Origin of the sequence: Altererythrobacter aquiaggeris, from assembly GCF_037154015.1 — a bacterium.
GTDB lineage: Bacteria > Pseudomonadota > Alphaproteobacteria > Sphingomonadales > Sphingomonadaceae > Aestuarierythrobacter > Aestuarierythrobacter aquiaggeris.
The window spans coordinates 2,244,981-2,263,358 of record NZ_JBANRL010000001.1; the positions used below are offsets into that span (position 1 = coordinate 2,244,981).

Annotated in this window: 21 protein-coding genes and 1 tRNA gene; 12 read left to right on the top strand and 10 right to left on the bottom strand. The window is 59.5% G+C overall.

The genetic code is table 11. The features are described from left to right. Positions 1–54 precede the first annotated feature (54 nt). From WFP06_RS11045 to mmsB, 6 genes are all read left to right on the top strand, one after another. Positions 55–1,566 carry a CoA-acylating methylmalonate-semialdehyde dehydrogenase gene (locus WFP06_RS11045; RefSeq protein WP_336987218.1) on the top strand — a complete coding sequence of 504 codons (1,512 nt, stop codon included), beginning with the start codon at positions 55–57 and terminating at the stop codon, positions 1,564–1,566. A gap of 5 nt (positions 1,567–1,571) precedes the next feature. Beyond that, positions 1,572–2,717 (top strand): acyl-CoA dehydrogenase family protein, encoded by a 1,146-nt coding sequence (locus WFP06_RS11050; protein ID WP_336987219.1) that lies wholly within the window; start codon positions 1,572–1,574, stop codon positions 2,715–2,717. Between the two features lie 12 nt (positions 2,718–2,729). Then, entirely contained in the window at positions 2,730–3,782 is a 1,053-nt protein-coding gene (locus WFP06_RS11055) for an enoyl-CoA hydratase/isomerase family protein (RefSeq protein ID WP_336987220.1), read from the top strand. A gap of 132 nt (positions 3,783–3,914) precedes the next feature. Further along, complete coding sequence (locus WFP06_RS11060) at positions 3,915–4,700, top strand: enoyl-CoA hydratase-related protein (RefSeq protein WP_336987221.1); 786 nt, start codon at positions 3,915–3,917, stop codon at positions 4,698–4,700. A gap of 1 nt (position 4,701) precedes the next feature. Further along, positions 4,702–5,052 carry a hypothetical protein gene (locus WFP06_RS11065; RefSeq protein WP_336987222.1) on the top strand — a complete coding sequence of 117 codons (351 nt, stop codon included), beginning with the start codon at positions 4,702–4,704 and terminating at the stop codon, positions 5,050–5,052. Continuing rightward, entirely contained in the window at positions 5,049–5,915 is an 867-nt protein-coding gene (gene mmsB / locus WFP06_RS11070) for a 3-hydroxyisobutyrate dehydrogenase (protein ID WP_336987223.1), read from the top strand. Before WFP06_RS11065 ends, mmsB begins: the two co-directional genes overlap by 4 nt. On the opposite strand, the gene WFP06_RS11075 is transcribed toward mmsB, so the two are convergent. The 3 genes from WFP06_RS11075 to WFP06_RS11085 form a co-directional block, all read right to left on the bottom strand. Continuing rightward, positions 5,902–6,651: an Nmad3 family putative nucleotide modification protein gene (locus tag WFP06_RS11075; RefSeq protein WP_336987224.1), complete on the bottom strand. Its 750-nt coding sequence runs from the start codon at positions 6,649–6,651 to the stop codon at positions 5,902–5,904. The two genes, mmsB and WFP06_RS11075, sit on opposite strands and share 14 nt — an antisense overlap. Positions 6,652–6,661: 10 nt before the next feature. Continuing rightward, entirely contained in the window at positions 6,662–7,228 is a 567-nt protein-coding gene (locus tag WFP06_RS11080) for a cupin domain-containing protein (protein ID WP_336987225.1), read from the bottom strand. Between the two features lie 72 nt (positions 7,229–7,300). After that, positions 7,301–8,467: a cupin domain-containing protein gene (locus WFP06_RS11085; protein ID WP_336987226.1), complete on the bottom strand. Its 1,167-nt coding sequence runs from the start codon at positions 8,465–8,467 to the stop codon at positions 7,301–7,303. 255 nt (positions 8,468–8,722) lie between these two features. Between WFP06_RS11085 and WFP06_RS11090 the strand changes: the two genes are divergently transcribed. Continuing rightward, a tRNA-Leu gene (locus WFP06_RS11090) sits at positions 8,723–8,809 on the top strand. Between the two features lie 193 nt (positions 8,810–9,002). After that, the gene (locus WFP06_RS11095; protein ID WP_336987228.1) at positions 9,003–10,058 is read left to right on the top strand and encodes a tyrosine-type recombinase/integrase; all 1,056 of its coding nucleotides are present in this window, start codon (positions 9,003–9,005) and stop codon (positions 10,056–10,058) included. Between the two features lie 160 nt (positions 10,059–10,218). Here the strand turns inward: WFP06_RS11095 and WFP06_RS11100 are convergent, their stop codons facing one another. The 5 genes from WFP06_RS11100 to WFP06_RS11120 form a co-directional block, all read right to left on the bottom strand. Further along, positions 10,219–11,571: a type II restriction endonuclease gene (locus WFP06_RS11100; protein ID WP_336987229.1), complete on the bottom strand. Its 1,353-nt coding sequence runs from the start codon at positions 11,569–11,571 to the stop codon at positions 10,219–10,221. Then, positions 11,564–12,043 (bottom strand): very short patch repair endonuclease, encoded by a 480-nt coding sequence (locus tag WFP06_RS11105; RefSeq protein ID WP_336987230.1) that lies wholly within the window; start codon positions 12,041–12,043, stop codon positions 11,564–11,566. The genes WFP06_RS11100 and WFP06_RS11105 overlap by 8 nt, the downstream gene beginning before the upstream one ends. Next, entirely contained in the window at positions 12,036–13,295 is a 1,260-nt protein-coding gene (gene dcm / locus WFP06_RS11110; RefSeq protein WP_419716248.1) for a DNA (cytosine-5-)-methyltransferase, read from the bottom strand. Before dcm ends, WFP06_RS11105 begins: the two co-directional genes overlap by 8 nt. 109 nt (positions 13,296–13,404) lie before the next feature. Next, a complete protein-coding gene (locus WFP06_RS11115) occupies positions 13,405–13,788 on the bottom strand; it encodes a DUF3768 domain-containing protein (RefSeq protein WP_336987232.1) in 384 nt (127 codons plus the stop codon). After that, positions 13,785–13,973 (bottom strand): hypothetical protein, encoded by a 189-nt coding sequence (locus WFP06_RS11120; RefSeq protein WP_336987233.1) that lies wholly within the window; start codon positions 13,971–13,973, stop codon positions 13,785–13,787. The genes WFP06_RS11115 and WFP06_RS11120 overlap by 4 nt, the downstream gene beginning before the upstream one ends. A 231-nt stretch (positions 13,974–14,204) precedes the next feature. Between WFP06_RS11120 and WFP06_RS11125 the strand changes: the two genes are divergently transcribed. After that, complete coding sequence (locus tag WFP06_RS11125) at positions 14,205–14,465, top strand: hypothetical protein (RefSeq protein WP_336987234.1); 261 nt, start codon at positions 14,205–14,207, stop codon at positions 14,463–14,465. Here WFP06_RS11125 and WFP06_RS11130 read toward each other — a convergent pair. Beyond that, the gene (locus tag WFP06_RS11130) at positions 14,431–14,742 is read right to left on the bottom strand and encodes a hypothetical protein (RefSeq protein WP_336987235.1); all 312 of its coding nucleotides are present in this window, start codon (positions 14,740–14,742) and stop codon (positions 14,431–14,433) included. The genes WFP06_RS11125 and WFP06_RS11130 overlap by 35 nt on opposite strands. A gap of 12 nt (positions 14,743–14,754) precedes the next feature. Here WFP06_RS11130 and WFP06_RS11135 point away from each other — a divergent pair, with 12 nt between their 5' ends. The 3 genes from WFP06_RS11135 to WFP06_RS11145 all read left to right on the top strand — a co-directional run bounded on the left by WFP06_RS11135 (position 14,755) and on the right by WFP06_RS11145 (position 17,488). Next, positions 14,755–15,429, top strand: coding sequence for a type 1 glutamine amidotransferase domain-containing protein (locus tag WFP06_RS11135; protein WP_336987236.1), 675 nt, complete (start codon positions 14,755–14,757; stop codon positions 15,427–15,429). Positions 15,430–15,494: 65 nt separating this feature from the next. Further along, positions 15,495–16,871 carry an NAD-dependent succinate-semialdehyde dehydrogenase gene (locus tag WFP06_RS11140; protein ID WP_336987237.1) on the top strand — a complete coding sequence of 459 codons (1,377 nt, stop codon included), beginning with the start codon at positions 15,495–15,497 and terminating at the stop codon, positions 16,869–16,871. Further along, complete coding sequence (locus WFP06_RS11145) at positions 16,868–17,488, top strand: glutathione S-transferase family protein (RefSeq protein WP_336987238.1); 621 nt, start codon at positions 16,868–16,870, stop codon at positions 17,486–17,488. The genes WFP06_RS11140 and WFP06_RS11145 overlap by 4 nt, the downstream gene beginning before the upstream one ends. Before the next feature lie 255 nt (positions 17,489–17,743). Here the strand turns inward: WFP06_RS11145 and WFP06_RS11150 are convergent, their stop codons facing one another. Next, on the bottom strand, positions 17,744–18,289 hold the full coding sequence (locus tag WFP06_RS11150; RefSeq protein WP_336987239.1) for a GNAT family N-acetyltransferase: 546 nt from the start codon (positions 18,287–18,289) through the stop codon (positions 17,744–17,746). Between the last annotated feature and the right edge of the window lie 89 nt (positions 18,290–18,378).

Consider the following 18,378-nt stretch of genomic DNA (forward strand, 5'->3'; position numbering starts at 1 on the left):
CGGCGAAAGTCTAGAAGAAGGTTTGAAAGAATCGCATAGCGAAGAGGAATTATCATGCGTCAGGTCAATCACTTCATCGCCGGCGGTCCGGGCGATACTGCCGCTGCGGCCGCTGCACGCCACCATGATATTTTCGATCCCAATCAGGGCGAGGTTCAAGCGCGCGTACCGCTGGGCAATGCCGCCCTGCTGGATCGCGCTGTCACCGCTGCCAAGGCTGCGCAGCCCGCATGGGCCGCCACCAATCCGCAAAAGCGCGCGCGCGTGATGTTTGCCTTCAAACAGCTTGTCGAAGCCAATATGGAAGACCTTGCCGCGCTGCTGTCCAGCGAACATGGCAAGGTGATTGCCGATGCGCGCGGCGATGTGCAGCGCGGGCTGGATGTCATCGAATTTGCCTGCGGCATTCCCCACGCGCTCAAGGGCGAATATACGCAGGGCGCGGGGCCCGGCATCGATGTGTATTCCATGCGCCAGCCGCTGGGCATCGGTGCGGGCATCACCCCGTTCAACTTTCCCGCGATGATCCCGATGTGGATGTTCGGTGTCAGTATCGCGGTGGGTAATGCCTTTATCCTGAAACCTTCTGAACGTGATCCCTCCGTGCCCGTCCGCCTCGCCGAATTGATGCTGGAAGCGGGCGCGCCCGAAGGCATTTTGCAGGTCGTCCACGGCGACAAGGAAATGGTCGATGCGATCCTCGACCATGAAGATATCGCCGCGGTCAGTTTCGTGGGCTCGTCCGATATCGCGCATTATGTGTACAAACGCGGCGTGGCTGCGGGCAAGCGTGTCCAAGCCATGGGCGGGGCGAAGAACCACGGCATCGTGATGCCCGACGCTGATCTCGACCAGGTGGTCAACGACCTGTCCGGCGCGGCTTTCGGGTCGGCTGGCGAACGCTGTATGGCATTGCCGGTTGTGGTGCCGGTGGGTGAAGACACTGCCAACCGCCTGCGCGACAAGATGATCCCCGCGATCGAGAAGATGCGCGTGGGTATCTCGACCGATGCGGAGGCTGACTACGGCCCCGTCGTCACCGCCGAGCACAAGGCCCGCGTCGAAGGCTGGATCGATACGGCTGAAAAGGAAGGCGGCGAGATCGTGGTGGATGGCCGCGGCTTCAGCCTGCAAGGGCATGAGAAGGGCTTCTTCATCGGCCCCACGCTGATCGATCACGTCACGCCCGACATGCAAAGCTACAAGGAAGAGATTTTCGGCCCCGTGCTGCAGATCGTGCGGGCGAAGGATTTCGAGGAAGCTCTGGCTCTCCCCAGCAAGCACCAGTACGGCAATGGCGTCGCGATTTTCACGCGCAACGGCCACGCAGCGCGCGAATTTGCCGCGCGCGTGAATGTCGGCATGGTCGGCATCAACGTGCCGATCCCCGTCCCCGTTGCCTATCACAGCTTCGGCGGCTGGAAACGCAGCGCATTCGGCGATACCAACCAGCACGGCATGGAAGGCATCAAGTTCTGGACCAAGGTGAAAACCATCACCCAGCGCTGGCCTGATGGCGGCGTGGGTAATGATGGCAATGCCTTCGTTATTCCGACTATGGGTTGAATCCTATGACAGACCAGTTTCAACTCACCGACGACCAGCTTGCGATCCAGGAAATGGCGCAGCGGTTTACCGCCGATAACATCACGCCCCATGCGGCCGATTGGGACGAGAAGAAGATCTTCCCGCTCGCAGTGATCAAACAGACGGCGGAGCTGGGTTTCGGCGCGATTTACGTGTCCGAGGAATCGGGCGGCATCGGGCTTGGCCGGCTGGAGGCTGCGCTGATTATGGAGGCGATGGCTTATGGCTGCCCCGCTACCAGCGCGTTCATTTCGATCCACAATATGTCCGCCTGGATGATCGACCGCTTCGGCGGGGACGAGATCAAGGCGCGCTATCTGCCCGACCTGATCAGCATGGACAAGATCGCATCCTATTGCCTGACCGAACCCGGCAGCGGGTCCGACGCAGCGGCGCTGAAAACCACCGCCCGGCTCGACGGCGATCACTACATCGTCAACGGAACGAAGCAGTTTATTTCGGGCAGCGGCGTGAATGATGTTTACGTTACCATGGTCCGCACCGGCGAAGATGGCGCGAAGGGCATTTCGTGTCTGGTCGTGGATAAGGACACGCCCGGCGTCAGCTTCGGCGCGCCCGAGCGCAAACTGGGCTGGAACGCCAGCCCCACCGCGCAGGTCATCTTCGAAGACGCGCGCGTGCCGGCCGCCAACCGCGTGGGCGCAGAGGGCGACGGCTTCCGCTTCGCCATGATGGGCCTCGACGGCGGACGGCTGAACATCGGTGCCTGCTCATTGGGCGGGGCGCAGCGCTGCCTGGACGAAGCGGTTGCCTACACCAGGGAACGCCAGCAATTCGGCAAGCCAGTGTCGGACTTCCAGAACACGCAGTTCATGCTCGCGGATATGGCGACCGATCTGGAGGCTGCCCGCGCGCTGCTTTATCTTGCAGCGGCCAAGGTTACTGCCAACTCGCCGGATAAATCGCGGTTCTCCGCCATGGCAAAACGGCTTGCGACCGATAATGGCAGCAAAATCGTCAACGATGCGCTGCAATTGTTCGGCGGTTATGGCTATCTCAAAGATTACCCGATCGAGCGCTTCTGGCGCGATCTGCGGGTTCACTCCATCCTAGAAGGCACCAACCAGGTCATGCGCATGATCGTGGGCCGTGACCTTTTGCGCCAGTAAGGGCTCTTAGATTTGACCGAACATCTGAAAATTCACACGCACGGCAAAGTGGGGCATATCTCGCTGAACCGCCCCAAGGCGCTGCATGCGCTCACGCTGGATATGTGCCACGCGATGAGCGCAGCACTGGCCGGATGGGCGGATGACGACAGCGTCGAGGCTATTATCCTCGATCATGCCGAGGGACGCGGGTTTTGCGCGGGCGGCGATATCAATCTGCTGCGCAAATCGGCGCTGGAAGATGGCGGCAAGACCGGCCGCGAGTTCTTCCATGACGAGTATCAGCTCAACCACCAGATGATGACATATGACAAGCCCATCGTGTGTTTCATGGACGGTATCACCATGGGCGGCGGCGTGGGTATTGCCATGCCCGCAAAATTCCGCGTTGCGACGGAAAACACGCGCTTTGCCATGCCCGAAACAGGGATCGGCCTGTTCCCCGATGTGGGCGGCGGCTGGCATCTTTCGCGCCTGGGCGGACGGCTTGGCCAGTTCCTTGCCCTGACAGGTGCGCGGCTGGACGGTGCGGAATGCCTGTGGGCCGGCATCGCAACGCATTATTTGCCTAGCGAAATGCTCGCCGATGCCAAGGCGCGGATCATCGAAAAGCCTGACCGGATTTCGGGCGTGCTGTCCGAAATGGTCGGATCGCCGCCGAAAGCGCGGATCGAGGATAACGCGCTGAAAATTGCGAAGCATTTCGCATCGGACAAATATGAGGATATTCTTGCCAGCCTCGAAGCCGAAGATTCCGAGTGGGCGCAGAAGGAACGCGATACGCTGGGCACCAAAAGCCCGCAGACCTGCAAGGTTGCGCTGCGGCAATTGGCGCAAAGCGCCGCGCTGACCGATTTTGCCGACAATATGCGGATGGAATACCGCATCGCCAGCCGTGTGCTGACGCGCCCCGATTTCGCAGAGGGCGTACGCGCGGTAATCGTGGACAAGACCAATGATCCCAAATGGAACCCGCCGACACCCGAAGAAGTCAGCGACGAATTGCTGGACGCGATCTTCGCAGCCCTGCCAGCTGGTGAAGAATGGGTTCCACTTGCAAAGTAGAGACAGCAATTCCCCAAACTTCGTCATTCCCGCGAAAGCGGGAAACCAGTTGGGACGAAGCACGCGGACGCCCTAGGTTCCCGCTTTCGCGGGAATGACGCATAGGGGTAAACAGGAGTTCAGGAGTTCAAGATGGCTAGCTACGAAACGATCACCACCGAAACCCGCGGCGCGGTGACCATCGTCACACTGAACCGGCCCAAGGCGCTCAACGCGCTTAACAGTCAGGTGCTGGACGAACTGATCGATGCTTTTGCCGCATTCGAAGCAGATGACAGCCAGCGCTGCGCGGTTCTGACCGGATCGGGCGACAAGGCGTTTGCCGCCGGTGCCGACATCAAGGAAATGGCCGACAAGGCTGCTGCCGATTTCTATCTGGAGGATTTTTTCGCCAAATGGACCAGCCATCTGGTCAAGGCTGTACGCAAGCCGTGGATCGCAGCGGTCAACGGTTTTGCGCTGGGCGGCGGGTGCGAACTGGCGATGATGGCAGACTTCATCATCGCCTCGGATCAGGCGAAATTCGGTCAGCCTGAAATCAAGCTGGGCGTGGCCCCCGGCATGGGCGGCAGCCAGCGCCTGACACGCGCGGTTGGCAAGTCCAAAGCGATGGAAATGTGCCTGACAGGCCGGATGATGGGCGGGGAGGAAGCCGAACGTTCGGGCCTTACCGCGCGCACCGTACCGCATGACGAATTGATGACCGAAGCGCTCAAAACCGCCACCGCCATTGCCGCAATGCCGCCAATGGCTGCGATGGTGAACAAGGAAATGGTCAACGCCGCCTTCGAAACCGGGCTGGATCAGGGCGTTGTAACCGAACGCCGCCTGTTCCAGATATTGACTGCCAGCGAAGACAGGGCCGAAGGCATGGCCGCATTCATCGAAAAACGTGAAGGCACATGGAAGGGCCGCTAGAATGAAACCCTATACTTTCCTGCTGATGGTCCTGTGGGGCATTCTGGCATTCTATACCGGACATGTGGTGGCCAATAACGGTCCGAACCTGTTTCCGGATTTTCTTGGTAATTTGGCCGGGTGGACGTGGCCCGGCCAGTTCAATCTCGATTTCACGATGATGCTGTTCCTGTCGGCCAGTTGGACGCTATGGAGAAACGGGCTCTCACCAACCGGAATTGTCCTTTCCATTCTGGCGTTTATCGGCGGGGCGGGCTTCTTGCTACCCTATCTCACCTACCTCGGCTGGAAACATGGCGGCGATTTTGGCGCTGTGCTGCTCGGCCGAAATGCGAAAGATACAGCGTCATGAAGATCGCCTTTATCGGTCTGGGCAATATGGGCGGCGGGATGGCTGCCAATCTGGTCCAGGCGGGCCATACCGTGCGCGCGTTCGATCTTAGCGAGGTTGCGCTGGGCCAGGCCAAGAAAGCCGGCTGCGAGACGTATGCCACAGCCAAAGAAGCCGTGTCCGGCGTCGATGCGGTGGTATCGATGTTGCCCAATGGCGGGATCGTGAGCCGGGTTTATACCACCGATGTAATCGGCCATGCGCCGACCGAAGCGATCCTGCTCGACTGTTCGACTATCGATGTGGCAACCGCGCGTCAGGTGGCCGAAACCGCCGCCAACAATGGCTATGCCATGGTCGATGCGCCCGTTTCAGGCGGCATTGCAGCGGCAAACGGCGGCACACTGACTTTCATGGTCGGCGGATCTGCCGCAGCATTCGCCCGCGCCAAACCGATTCTGTCGGCTATGGGCAAAGCGGTAATCCACGCGGGCGATGCGGGCGCTGGCCAGGCGGCTAAAATCTGCAACAATATGCTGCTGGCAATCCACATGATCGGCACAGCCGAAGCGTTCACCATGGCGCAGAAACTGGGGCTCGATCCGCAAACCTTTTACGATATCAGTTCGGTCAGTTCGGGCCAGAACTGGTCGATGACCAGCTATTGCCCGCTCCCCGGCGTCGGGCCGCAAAGCCCCGCTGACAATGGCTATGAAGGCGGCTTTGCCACCGCGCTGATGCTGAAGGATCTGAAACTGGCGATGGAAGCGGCGCATACGGCAGATGCCAATACTCCGCTGGGGTCGCACGCGAAGGCACTTTACGAAGATTTTGCCGAGGAGAACGGCACAAAGGACTTCTCGGCAATCATCACGTCGCTTTGATTTCGGAAATTATCGTGTCGAGCCATTTCCGCGGTGCTTTTCTGCGCCCGATATCGGCCACAAATTCCTGACCCCGTGCAACGCTGCGCAAGCGATATCCGGGCAGCCAGCGATCCGCGCGGCCGTGATAGCTTAGCCCGCCCTGCGTGAGCCAAGCGGGCCGGTTCCACAGGCTGGGCGGGCCGCCGGGCACAGTCAGCCGTAATGCGGGTGAAGCGCGCTGCGCAGTCTGGCCAGCACCGGCATAAATCACATCATTCTTCGCATGCATCCCCAGCGCATGGGGGTGGCCGATGACTTCAAGCTCCGCCTTGCGTTCGCCGCAACAGCCTTCCAGCCGGACAATTTCGGCAATTTCCATAAAGGCGAAGATCCGGTGATGGGGCTCTCCCTCCTGTTCCTTGCCCCTCTGCTCCTCACGAAACAATCCGAAGAATACGAAGACATCGCCCCGCCCTACTTGCTGGTTTTCAAGATGCGTCTGCGCCGCGCTGCATTGGCCAAACAGGCAGGTCCGGTCAGCCAGAAACATCGGATCGTGATGGCAGAAATCGGCCGCCCCCAGCTTGCCGCGACTGGCCTTCGCTGCGTGGTCGCCCAGCTCCAGATCGCCATATGTCGTTCGCGAATGTCCGCACGAGGGTATCGGCAGGCTGACCGGCCTGCACCCGACTATCGGAGAAGGCCCGCCGCCAGCCGCGCTGTCGAAGCCCTTGCGGCTGAAGATGATTTTCATCGCAGCAGGATCAGCCCAAGCCGTCCTCGAACGCGCCGTCGATCAGCACAAAAACCACCCGGCACATTTTGCCCGAACGGTTCGCCCAGCCGTGATTGGTACCGCGCTGGACCACAATATCCCCCGCGCTGACAATCCGCTCCTCGGTATCGAGGATCAGCGTGATCTCGCCTTCCATCACGATCCCGTAATCAACCGTTTGAGTCCGGTGCATCAGCGCATGCGGCGACCCTTCATCACCGCGGCGCGAGGCGTCAGCGGCGCCGATTTCGGCAAACCTTTCGCGGGCCTCGTCCGCGCTCATTTCGGTAATCGTGGCATCTTCCGGCGGAAAATCCACGACCCGGATGCGCGTGCCGTTTGCGGGCGGAGCAAGCACGACCCCGTCTTCGCGCGGTTCACCTGAAGCGCGGTCGATCCTGGCCGGCGTTTCGCGGGTGTTCCAGATCTCGAAAAAGCGCGTTACCGCATCGCCCTCGCCCAAGGCGATTTCGCGCAGCGGTGCCCCGTCTTCCTGAAAAACCGCGCGGCCACTGGCATCATGGCCGGTGACGATGCGCCGTGGGGGTTTGGTCAAGGTTGATCTCCCGGTTTGCTCGCGCGCTGGATAACCGCGCGCATCGCAGGCTGGCGTAACAGCGTTCGCAACTCAAGCGTCCTCCTCGAAGGCAATGCTGCCGCCATTGTGAAGTAGCGCGGCCAGTTTCCTCACTGCGGGCGACTGCGCCTCATCCGAGTTCGGTTGACAGGTTAATCCCGCACACAGCCGCTCGGCAAACGGCGCGGTTTGATCGCTGCATTCATATCCGGTGCCGTCCACGAACAGCGTTACCCCGCCCTGCCCGCCGCGAATATAGGCGAAACGGCTGGCTGGATTGCGCAATATCCTCGCCCCGCCGGCCAACATGGCGCCCAGCCCATCAGGCGTCAGCTGCCCATAAGGTTGCCAATCGACATCTGGATATTTGGGCGCAGTGTTGTATCCGCCGAACCATGCGGCAAATGCCTCGCGGTCGCAAAGTCTGCTGGTGATCAGGCTGTGTAACCGGTTGACCGCTTCCGGTGTGATTTCGCCCGGATTGGCTTGCCCCGCCATGGCGCCGTCACGGTAACGCTCGTCATCCTCGATGGTATCAAGCAGATCATCAGCCCAGCTACCGATCAGATCAGCCACGGATGGCGCCCGGAATCCGATCGAGTAGGTCATGCAATCATCGCTGGCCGCGACCCCGTTATGCGCGATGCCGGGCGGAACATACAACATATCGCCTGGTTCCAGCACCCATTCGTCAAGCGGCCGGAAATCCGCCAACAGGCGCAGATCACCATGCGGGATCAGTTTGCTGGCGTCATCGCACGGCCCGCCGATCTGCCAGCGGCGACTGCCAAGCCCCTGCAGCAGGAACACGTCATACTGGTCGAAATGCGGCCCCACACCGCCCCCGTCCGGCGCGAGGCTGACCATCACATCGTCAATCCGCCAGTTGGGAATAAACCGGAATTGTTCGAGCAAGGCAGCGACTTCGGGGACGAAATGATCCACCGCCTGGACCAGCAAGGTCCAGCCCTGCCGGTCAAGGCGCTGCAGACGGTCCTCTGTAAATGCACCGTGTTCCAGCTTCCAACCATCGCCGTTCTGCGTAATCAGCCGCGATTCGGCAGTATCCTCGCACGCCAGGCCGGCAAGCTCGTCAGGCGCGAGCGGGTTATCCCACGCCGGAAAGGCCTGGCGGATCAGCAGCGGCTTTTTTTGCCAGTATTCCCGCAGGAATCGGTCAGTGTCGAAATTGGCAAGAGGGGGTGCTGGTTCGATCATATCGGCAGGAAAACCATAAACCTTTCAAGGGCGGAGAGATTTGGAACCCGCCAGCGGGAGAGTTCGGTCCAGCGTGAAATACGCTTGGGCAAGCCAGGTAACACTGAACCGCGCCGTGGGACATGGTTTCGGCTTAGCGTAAAAACGGCATCCGTCACACGATTGGCGCGTTCCTTTTGTTGACAAGGAACCTGCACCACAGCTAACGGCCCGTCCTACGAGCAAGCCGGACGTACAGAGCCGGATGCCCCGTGTGCCCAGATGGCGGAATTGGTAGACGCGCTAGCTTCAGGTGCTAGTATTCGCAAGGATGTGGAGGTTCGAGTCCTCTTCTGGGCACCATTTACTCATTTCCCGACGTAGCTAAATAACTCGCCAGAATGGCGGAAAACTGCTAGTTTTCAGCATATTCTGTCGCGGAGTGCGTCTCAATGTGTCTGGGCAATTCACCGATTTTGTGCATAGATTTGTGTATATATCCGATCACCGGGTGGTCCTTATATACACACACCGCCGCTGATAGGGGCGCGCGGCCATGGCGCTAAACGACGTTGCCATTCGCGCGCTGAAGCCCAAAGAGCGAGCTTATACCAAAGCCGACGGGAGCGGTCTTTGCATCGAGATCGCAGTCAGCGGCTCTAAGCTGTGGCGTTTTCGTTATCGTTTCGCACGAAAGGCCAGAAACCTGTCGTTCGGCCCCTACCCCGAAGTTTCGCTCAAAGAGGCGCGACGACGGCGCGACGAAGCCCGTGCTCTGTTGCGGGATGGTGTTGATCCCGGCGTAGAGCGTCAGCGTGCCAAGCTCATCGCCGAATTGAGCGTGGCCAATACGTTTCAGGCGGTCGCCGAAGAGTATATTGAACAGAAGTTGGTCAGGGATGGGAAAGCTCCCGTCACGATCGAGAAAAACAGGTTCTTCCTGCGTCACCTGAAAGCCATCGCTGACAGGCCCGTCGCGGAAATTGAGGCTCCGGAGATCTTTGCGGTCCTCAAACGCTTGGAGGGGCAACGCAAACACGAGACGGCGAAGAAGTGTCGCGCCTTCGCGAGCCGGGTTTTCAAATATGCCGTGGTCACGGCGCGCGCCAAGGCCGATCCCGCTGCGCTGCTCGGGGGCGCCCTTATCGCTCCCAAGGTGAAACATCGCGCTGCGATCGTCGAACCTGTGAAAGTCGGCCAACTGCTGCGCGACATAGACGCCTACCAAGGCGCGCCCATCACTCGCTTGGCGTTGCAAATTGCTGCGCACGTCATGGTGAGGCCCGGCGAATTGCGGCAAGCAATGTGGGACGAGTTCGATGTGGAAGCGAGAATCTGGCGCGTTTCGCAGGGGCGAATGAAGATGCGTCGCGCCCATGCCGTGCCGCTGTCGGATCAGGTGTTAAACCACCTAAGCGAGTTGCAGCAATTCAGTGGGCCCGGTGGCTTCATCTTTCCGGCATTCCACACCACTCGCCGTCCGATGAGCGAGAACACCATGAACATGGCATTGCGTCGCATGGGTTACGCGTCTTGCATCGGTCCAGTCGAGACAGTCGCTGATTTCAGCTTGGCTCGCAAAGCATTCATCATCGAGGCGCTGGCCTCGTAAAGTGTCACGAGTTTCTCACCAGCCAATTGGTGCTCGTTTAAAGCCTCCAGGAGTCCATTGAGCTTGCCGTCCGGCGTCTCTTTCTTGTCGTTGAGTTTATCGGCTGACCGCGTGCGGCCAGTGAGGGTGTTCAATACGACTCCAAGGCAACGAAGAGTTATCAGGCCCAGGCAGGCAAACGCTTCACCTGCAATTCCCCGCGAAAAAACGTGGCGAAGTCGAGCACGTTGTCATGGCGAACGTACTCGGTGTCCCTCGATTTCTTGAGGGTTTCCGGCACGACAAGGTTGATGCCCATCGATGCCATATCCTCGATCGCATTGGCCGCGATCGATTCATCGACCGTTGCGAGAAACAGGTCGCTGCCGCCCATTTCTCGCTGGACCTGTTTCCAGCGCTCGCGAAGCGTCGTCTTCGCGCTAAGGATAAGTCCGCGCTGCGCGCCTTCGTACGGCTTCTTGAGATGGACAAGCGATGGAAGCACAAAATCAGGTCGCTTCTTCGCGTCCATTACGACCTGCTTGGCGAAGGGAATGTTGCCCGCTTCAAGCATGGCCTCGATGTGGTGCTCGAACGAGTATCCGGCGCGTGACTTGCGTTGTTGGCTGGCCGAAAGCATCAGGCGGTCGACCGCGCCGGTTGCGTCGACCAGACGCCGAACGACGCCCTTCATGTCAATCTTGATCGGATCATCGCCGAGCACAATACGAACCAGTTCGACTCCGCGCTCCCGGCGCTGGAATTCGCGGAAGAGGTCCCACTCGATCTTGCGGCTGATCTCCCGGACTGCGTCGCCAGGAAACTCCAGCTCGAAAGGATTGAGTGAAGGGAGCTTGTAGCGATCAAGAAAGTTTGCACGCGCTAGCTGGGCGAGTTCTGCAGTCGCGGGCATTGCTGCCCGATTGTTCGCAAAACTGGCGATCTCGCCTGCGAGCCAAGCCAGCGCCACTTCTTCTGCGAAGTCCAGTATCTCGTCACGTTCGCGCGCGATCGCAGCTGCCGGATCGAGGATCCCTGCCGTGAAAGCGGCATCGATACTCAGTGTATCGAGGAGGACGGTTGCGTCGTCAGAGGCGGAATCGACCGTCAGGCAAATGTAGCGCGGTTCGCCGTGTTCGTCCGCCTTCGACATGATGAGCCACGAAGCAGGAGACAATTCGGCAAAAGCCTCTTTGGGCACCCGCGTCATGTGGGTTTCCGGGCCCTTGCTGGTGTAGTGCACCAGGCGGGTCTTCCTTTCGATGCCGTACTGCGGCCAATCGGTCTGGAACCACGCTTCCCTTATTTCATCGGCTTCCGGGTCGTCTCGTTCCTTGGCGACAAGAGGCGGGAAGAAGCCGCTGTCGCGCTGCGCAGGCGGGACGTAGACACCGCCTTGGTGCTTGTTTGTCAGCCGCGCCCAGTCGCGATCGTTGTTGGACAGCTTCTTGACGAAGAGTTCGCGTGATGTGCGCAGCAGCTCTGCAAGAAGGCCGCTGTCATCTTCTGTGAAAAGATCAAACTGTTCAGTCATCTGCGCTCCGTCCGGACGTGTTTTGTCCTTCGATGTCGATAGACGCCTGGTCGGATCGAAGCCAGTCCGCGAGCAGCCTGAGCGGTTCTCCCTCGGCTAAACGCGTTTTTCCCTTGACGCTGCATTCCCAGACAGTCGCCTGACGCCAGCCAGCCTCTTTCAGTGCCGCAGAATGCCTACGATCGTTCTCGCGGTTTCGGGTGATCTTGGCCTTCCAGAAGTCCTCCCGTGTCGAAGGCCACTTGAAGAGATGGCAGTCGTGGCCATGCCAGAAACAGCCGTGTACGAAGATTACCGCCCGTCTCGCCGTGAGGACAAGGTCCGGCTTTCCAGGCAGCTTGTGGTCGTGAAGGCGATAGCGGAAGCCGAGCGCATGCAATCCGCGCCGGACGATAATCTCCGGCTTTGTATTCTTGCCCCTGATTCCGGCCATCATCCGGCTGCGGACAGCCGGGGAGACCACATCAGCCATGGGCGTGAGCCGGTTCGCGAACCTGTTCGCTGAAAGCGTCTGTCGCAGCGGGCTCGCCCACAATATGGGGGGCCATGATCCTGGCAACAGCGCGGACTACCGGCACCACCACGGCATTGCCGAACTGGCGATAGGCTTGCGTGTCAGAAACGGGGATAATGAAGTCGCTGCCTTGCGGTTCGTCGAAACCCATGAGGCGCGCGCACTCGCGCGGTGTCAGCCTGCGGGGCCGGTTACCAGGTTGCAGAACCAGGCATTCGGACCCGTCTTTGTGATAGCGCGCCGAGAGCGTACGCGATACGTCGCCGGGACCGAAGACGGAATAGCCGAAGCCATTACCCTTCTTTGCGTGCTTCTCCTTGTACCCCTGCAAGTAGCCCCACAGATGCTCGCTCAGCGTATACTTGGCGTCAACATTGTCTTCCAGAATGTCGCCCAGCACGGGTTGGCGGCTCTCGGGCAATTTCAGGTCATCGAAGCTGAAACCTGTCTCTTCCCGGAAACCGACAATGAACACGCGCTCGCGCTTCTGCGGAACCCAGGGCGCGGAACTGATCACACGGTACTGGACCTTGTAGCCGAGCTCCTGTGTGAGAACATGCATGATGGTGGCGAAAGTCCGGCCCCGGTCGTGCCGCTCGAGATTTTTCACGTTTTCGAGCAGGAATGCTTTGGGCTGATGATGGGCGATGATCTTGGCGAGGTCGTAGAAAAGCGTTCCTTGCGTATCGCACAGGAAACCGTGAGGTCGACCAAGCGCGTTCTTCTTCGAGACCCCGGCAATCGAGAATGGCTGGCAAGGGAAACCGGCAAGCAAAACATCATGCTCGGGAACCTTCCAAGGCTCGTCGGCATAGGGCCGGATGTCGCCCGCGAACTCGTGATCGAAGGGGTTATCAGGATAGTTGGCGGCATAAGTCTTGCGTGACCAGCGATCCCACTCGGAGGTGAACACGCACTTTCCGCCAATCTCCTCGAACGGCCTGCGCAAACCTCCGATACCTGCGAAGAGGTCGATGAAACGGAAAGCTGGCTTTTCGCGGTCCACAAAGTTCGCACGCGCAGCGGCCTGTGCCATGCGGCGAACGAAATCCATCGCCAGCGGTGATGGATCTGTTCCGCGTGATCCCGGAGTCTCGTAGCGTCTGATTGTTCGTTCGGTTACGTGGAGCAGCTGTGCTGCCTCCTCAATCGGCAATCCGGCGCATTCCCTCAGTCTGGCAAACTCGGTTCGGCGATCAAGCACGGGCATCTCCACTGGGTCTGGAAAGGACAACATGTCAAATCCAGACCCAGTGATGAAACATTTGCAGAACATCTGCAAGAGTCCCGTGGAACAAATTTCCACAGGACACTTTCGGTCAGTATTCGCTGGCCAGCATAATCGTCAGCACCCGCCGGGTAACGGCGGGGTTGGCGGGGTCATCGCTGCCGAACTGCGAGTCGCGGTCGTATGCATCGATCTTCCAGAACACGGTTTCGGCAGGCCGCGCTGGTCGCATGGTCGTCCAGTGACCTTCGCCATTCTGATAGATCGCCCCGAAATCGCGCTCGCCATAAGGATCGTTATCCGGCGTGAAGGCGTCGAAGGTCTCGATCAGCTCGCGCACTCGCGACTGATCTTGCTCGGGCAAGGCCCGGAACCCCTCGGTTGCCACGGCAACGCAGGCCAGGCCCATCGCCTGCCGTGCCCTATCATTGAGCCGGGCAATCCGCTCGCTGCGGGAAAGAGTGCCAGCTGTCATTGAACCGCCCTCCCGCCGCATTCGCAAATGTGAACCAGCTCGCCAAAATCCTCCCATTCGCCCAGTTCCTCGGCCAGACGCCGCACGGTCCCGAACGGCAAGCCGTTCTCATTGGCCAGCATCCGCAACCAGTCCTCGCGGCATTCGGCCCCGCAAGCACGGTAGTTCAAGATTTGATCGTCCATCTGCCTAACTCCTTCCGGCAAAGCCGCATCCGACACGCGGCATGCGGCCTGCCTTCCGGCGAGGATGGGGCCGCATTGGCGCTGGATGGTAATGGCGGCCTGGAGTGCTTCCGTTCCTTAGCTACAGCGATCCGCAATCGAGTGGTCGTCTTCACCAATTTCCCGGCCGCAATACAGCCATTCCCGTACAGACGCATGACAAGCGTTGCATTGGCAGGCTAATGGATCGCTATGGAACTTGATGGTTTACTGCTTCGCTATTTCGCTACGGCCAATCCGAGCGATTTGAAGCCGGACGCGCTCGCCGCGGGCATCGAACGCTGTCAGGTCGATCTGGGCCTTGAAACCGATCCAGGAAAACGCTTCGCCTTATGGTCACTGCTTTACATGCTTGGCGCCGCCCCTGAGCTGACCAGCGTGTTCGAGGATGAGGCCGAGCGAAACGCTGCACGCAGTTTTATGGACCTGATGGCAGCAGCCGAAGGGCAATAAGCCCGCAGCGAAGTGGCGGCCGTCCGCCAACTGGCTCATCCGCGCCGACCGCGCCATTCATGCCATTCATGCCATTCACGCCAATCACGCCAATCACGCCAATCACGCCAATCACGCCAATCACGCCAATCACGCCAATCGTGCCCGCCGAGGTCATTATCGCGAACATTATTTCTCTGGGCTGGAACTGGCCGCCGACCGCCTCATTGGTCTGGTAAGAGGTAGCGGATGCGGCAAACGCCGCGTCATACCGGCTGACTGACGAGACACTTGTCAAAGGAATATCCAGATGAAAATACTTATGGTTCTCACGTCACACGACCGCCTGGGCGATACAGGCAAAAAAACCGGCTTCTGGCTAGAGGAATTTGCAGCCCCTTACTATGTGTTCAAGGATGCCGGGGCCGAGGTCACGCTTGCCTCGCCCAAGGGGGGCCAGCCACCACTGGATCCATCCAGCGATGCCGATGACGCGCAGACCAAAGCGACGGATCGGTTCAAAAAGGACAAATCGGCCCAGAAAGATCTGGCGCACACCGCCGTGCTGGCTGATATTTCGGCGGACGGCTTCGATGCCATTTTCTACCCCGGTGGCCACGGTCCGCTGTGGGATCTGGCCGAGAACAGCAACAGCAAGTCCTTGATCGAGGCTTTCGCATCCAGTGCGCGCCCTGTCGGCGCGGTCTGCCATGCGCCGGCCGTGTTCCGCCATACCAAAACCGCCGACGGCAAGCCGCTTGTCTCTGGTAAGTCCGTTACCGGTTTTACCAATACCGAGGAAGAAGCCGTCGGGCTGACCGATGTCGTCCCGTTTCTGGTTGAAGACATGCTGAAGGAAAACGGTGGCAATTACCAGAAGGGCGACGACTGGGCTTCCTTCGTTGTTACCGACGGAAAGCTGGTGACGGGCCAGAACCCGGCTTCTTCGGAAGAAGCGGCGAAGAAGCTCCTCACGCTGATTTGACCAGTTGCCGTGCCGGCGGCGGCTGCGCCGGCACCATCTCCAGATATTCAACAGAAAGAGCCGTCATGACCGCAATTACCACGACAAATCCCGCGACCGGCGAGACCATCGAGACGTATCCGCTGATGTCCGAACAGGAAGCCACCCAGAGGCTTGAGGCCGCGCACACCGCGTTTGGGGAATGGCGTGCCTTGTCGCATGCCGAGCGCGCGCCCTATCTGACGAAAATCGCGCAAAAGCTGCGTGATAATGCAGACGGGCTGGCTGCGCTGATGACGCAGGAAACGGGAAAATTGTACAAGGACGGCCAACGCGAAGTCGAAATCTGTGCCGCGATCTTCGACTATACTGCCAAGAACGGGCCTGGCGAGCTGGCGGACGAGGAACGCGTTCACGGACAAAACCAGTCGCGCGGCATCGTCAGCTATCAGCCGGTCGGTGTGATATACTCGATTCAGCCATGGAACTTTCCCCTGTATCAGCCCGTCCGCGTGCTGGCAGCGAACCTGATGGCCGGAAACGCGTGCGTGCTTAAACATGCCAGCATCTGCACCGGCACCGGCCTGCGCTTGCGCGAACTTTGCATCGAAGCCGGCCTGCCCGAAGGCCTGTTTCAGGTCATTCTGATAGACCATGACACCAGTGACAAGCTGATTGCCCACCCCCTCGTGCGGGGCGTAACGCTCACGGGAAGTGACGGGGCCGGGCGCCATGTCGGTGCCGTGGCGGCCAAGGCGTTGAAAAAGACTGTGCTCGAGCTGGGCTCGAATGACGCCTATCTCGTGCTAGAGGATGCCGACATCGAAACAGCGGTTAAATTTTCGGTTATGGGACGGCTTTATAACAATGGCGAAACCTGCGTCGCGGCCAAGCGGTTCATCGTGGCCGGATCTGTCTATGATGCTTTCGTCTCGGCCTTTGTCGAACAGATGAAAGCCATAAAGATGGGCGATCCGACCGACGAGAACAGCCAGCTTGGTCCATTGTCTAGCCAAGACCAGTTCGAAACTGTCAAAGGTCAGGTCGATGACAGCGTGGCCAAGGGCGCAAGGGCGCTTTGCGGAGGCACCCCGCCTGATCGCACCGGGGCCTATTACCCCGCGACAGTGCTGGTTGATGTTGCTCCCGGGATGCCGGCCTATGACGATGAGATCTTCGGCCCTGTCGCCGCTGTCATCCGCGCCAAGGACGATGCGGACGCCATGCGGCTTGCCAACGATAGCCGCTATGGTCTGGGCGGCGGGATCTTCACCCAGGACGAAGATCGCGCGATAATGCTGGCGCGCGATCACTTCGATACGGGCATGATCCGCATCAATTCATTCGGCGCTGCGGATCCGAATATGCCGTTCGGCGGGGTCAAGGATTCGGGCTATGGCCGCGAACATGGCGGCTTTGGCATGAAAGAATTTGTCAATGTGAAAGCAATCTTTTTGCCATGATTACGCTCCACGCCCTGCAATATTCGCGTGCTACCCGCATCTTGTGGCTGCTGGCCGATCTGGACCAGCCCTGCAACCGCATCGACTATGACCGGACGGATGACTTCGGCGCGCCGGAGGAACTCGCGAAGGTTCATCCTCTGGGGAAATCGCCCGTGATCGAAGACGATGGTGAAATGATCGCCGAATCTTCCACGATCCTGCGATATCTTGCAGCCAGGTTTGACGATGATACCCACACGCCGCCTGTCGGGACACCGCAATATTGGCGGCACGAAGCGCTGTTCGACTATGTCGAGGCGTCTTTCGCCGAAGTTGCGATGGGCGCAATCCTGCCCGCGTTCGGGGGCAAACCGGTGCCGGGTGATGCGAAGGCAGCGCTGGCCACGCACCTTGACTATATTGCGGGGGCCATCGGCGACGGGCCGCTGTTGTTTGGCGACAAGGCAATGTTGGCGGACATCCAGATGTCCTACATCATGGCGTTGCTCGCGCGTTTGGGATTGTTGACCGATCATCCCGAAATTGCGGCCTATTGGGACGCCTTGCAGAAACAGCCAGGCTATATAGCCGCAACCCGGGCGGGCGGGCCCATGGCACCGCCCGCACCAAACTGACCAAGCGAATTTCTAATGCCAGCGAACATTCTCGTCGCCGGTGCCACGGGCAGAACCGGTCTGCTGTCGACGCAGAATCTGCTGGATCACGGCCACACTGTAACCGCGAGGCTGCGGAAATAAGATAGCGCCGGACATTGTAGCCACGGCGGACTGGCAGCATTTTGTCCGTTTCGGGATGACAGCAGACTGTCTGCCAGGAACCCGGTTACCTACGTTTGCACCTCAAGCGCGCTTGCAGAGCGGAGTATTTGGCTATCTAAGTTGTTCTGCCAACAAGCACATTTCAACCGAAAGGACGTTTTTTTGCAGGGCATGGCACGGACGTGACGAATGACCGGTTTCGACAAAACCGAGTTTGCGAAGCACCCGGCCCGATGCCGGGTTGCTGGCAAAATAGCCCGATTTGATAAACGGCAACCGCAATTGTTCAAAACCAAAAGACGCTATAGCCCTTGCAGCTTCGGTCGCCAGTCCTTGTCCCCAATGTGTTTTTGATAGCCAATACCCCAGCTCGGCAGTTTCTACCCCGTCATCGGGAGTTAGCCCTACCGCGCCGATCATTGTGTCGGAACCGATCTTCGTTATTGCCCAAGTCCATTCATTTGGCACAACGTGCTCAAGGAAAAACAGCGCGTCCGACCGATGGTAGGGATGCGGCACACGGCTCAGACAGCGAGCCACCTCCCAATCGCCCACAGCACCAATAATCGCATCGGCGTCACGTTCGGTAGGTGGGCGCAGACGAAGGTGATCTGTAGCGAGCGGCGGACGCTCCTCAAGTCTTTTGCGGTCGATCATTTCGATGAGCTAATGCACAGAGTCTGGATCTGCAACGCATACTCAACCTGGATGGGAAACGGTCAACAACGAACTGGCAGCCTACCACC

Coding starts and splice junctions, on each gene's coding strand:
- WFP06_RS11045 (WP_336987218.1), top strand. CDS start 55: ATGCGTCAGGTCAATCACTTCATCGCCGGCGGTCCGGGCGATACTGCC.
- WFP06_RS11050 (WP_336987219.1), top strand. CDS start 1,572: ATGACAGACCAGTTTCAACTCACCGACGACCAGCTTGCGATCCAGGAA.
- WFP06_RS11060 (WP_336987221.1), top strand. CDS start 3,915: ATGGCTAGCTACGAAACGATCACCACCGAAACCCGCGGCGCGGTGACC.
- WFP06_RS11065 (WP_336987222.1), top strand. CDS start 4,702: ATGAAACCCTATACTTTCCTGCTGATGGTCCTGTGGGGCATTCTGGCA.
- mmsB (WP_336987223.1), top strand. CDS start 5,049: ATGAAGATCGCCTTTATCGGTCTGGGCAATATGGGCGGCGGGATGGCT.
- WFP06_RS11075 (WP_336987224.1), bottom strand. CDS start 6,651: ATGAAAATCATCTTCAGCCGCAAGGGCTTCGACAGCGCGGCTGGCGGC.
- WFP06_RS11085 (WP_336987226.1), bottom strand. CDS start 8,467: ATGATCGAACCAGCACCCCCTCTTGCCAATTTCGACACTGACCGATTC.
- WFP06_RS11095 (WP_336987228.1), top strand. CDS start 9,003: ATGGCGCTAAACGACGTTGCCATTCGCGCGCTGAAGCCCAAAGAGCGA.
- WFP06_RS11100 (WP_336987229.1), bottom strand. CDS start 11,571: ATGACTGAACAGTTTGATCTTTTCACAGAAGATGACAGCGGCCTTCTT.
- WFP06_RS11105 (WP_336987230.1), bottom strand. CDS start 12,043: ATGGCTGATGTGGTCTCCCCGGCTGTCCGCAGCCGGATGATGGCCGGA.
- dcm (WP_419716248.1), bottom strand. CDS start 13,295: ATGCCCGTGCTTGATCGCCGAACCGAGTTTGCCAGACTGAGGGAATGC.
- WFP06_RS11115 (WP_336987232.1), bottom strand. CDS start 13,788: ATGACAGCTGGCACTCTTTCCCGCAGCGAGCGGATTGCCCGGCTCAAT.
- WFP06_RS11120 (WP_336987233.1), bottom strand. CDS start 13,973: ATGGACGATCAAATCTTGAACTACCGTGCTTGCGGGGCCGAATGCCGC.
- WFP06_RS11125 (WP_336987234.1), top strand. CDS start 14,205: ATGGAACTTGATGGTTTACTGCTTCGCTATTTCGCTACGGCCAATCCG.
- WFP06_RS11135 (WP_336987236.1), top strand. CDS start 14,755: ATGAAAATACTTATGGTTCTCACGTCACACGACCGCCTGGGCGATACA.
- WFP06_RS11140 (WP_336987237.1), top strand. CDS start 15,495: ATGACCGCAATTACCACGACAAATCCCGCGACCGGCGAGACCATCGAG.
- WFP06_RS11145 (WP_336987238.1), top strand. CDS start 16,868: ATGATTACGCTCCACGCCCTGCAATATTCGCGTGCTACCCGCATCTTG.
- WFP06_RS11150 (WP_336987239.1), bottom strand. CDS start 18,289: ATGATCGACCGCAAAAGACTTGAGGAGCGTCCGCCGCTCGCTACAGAT.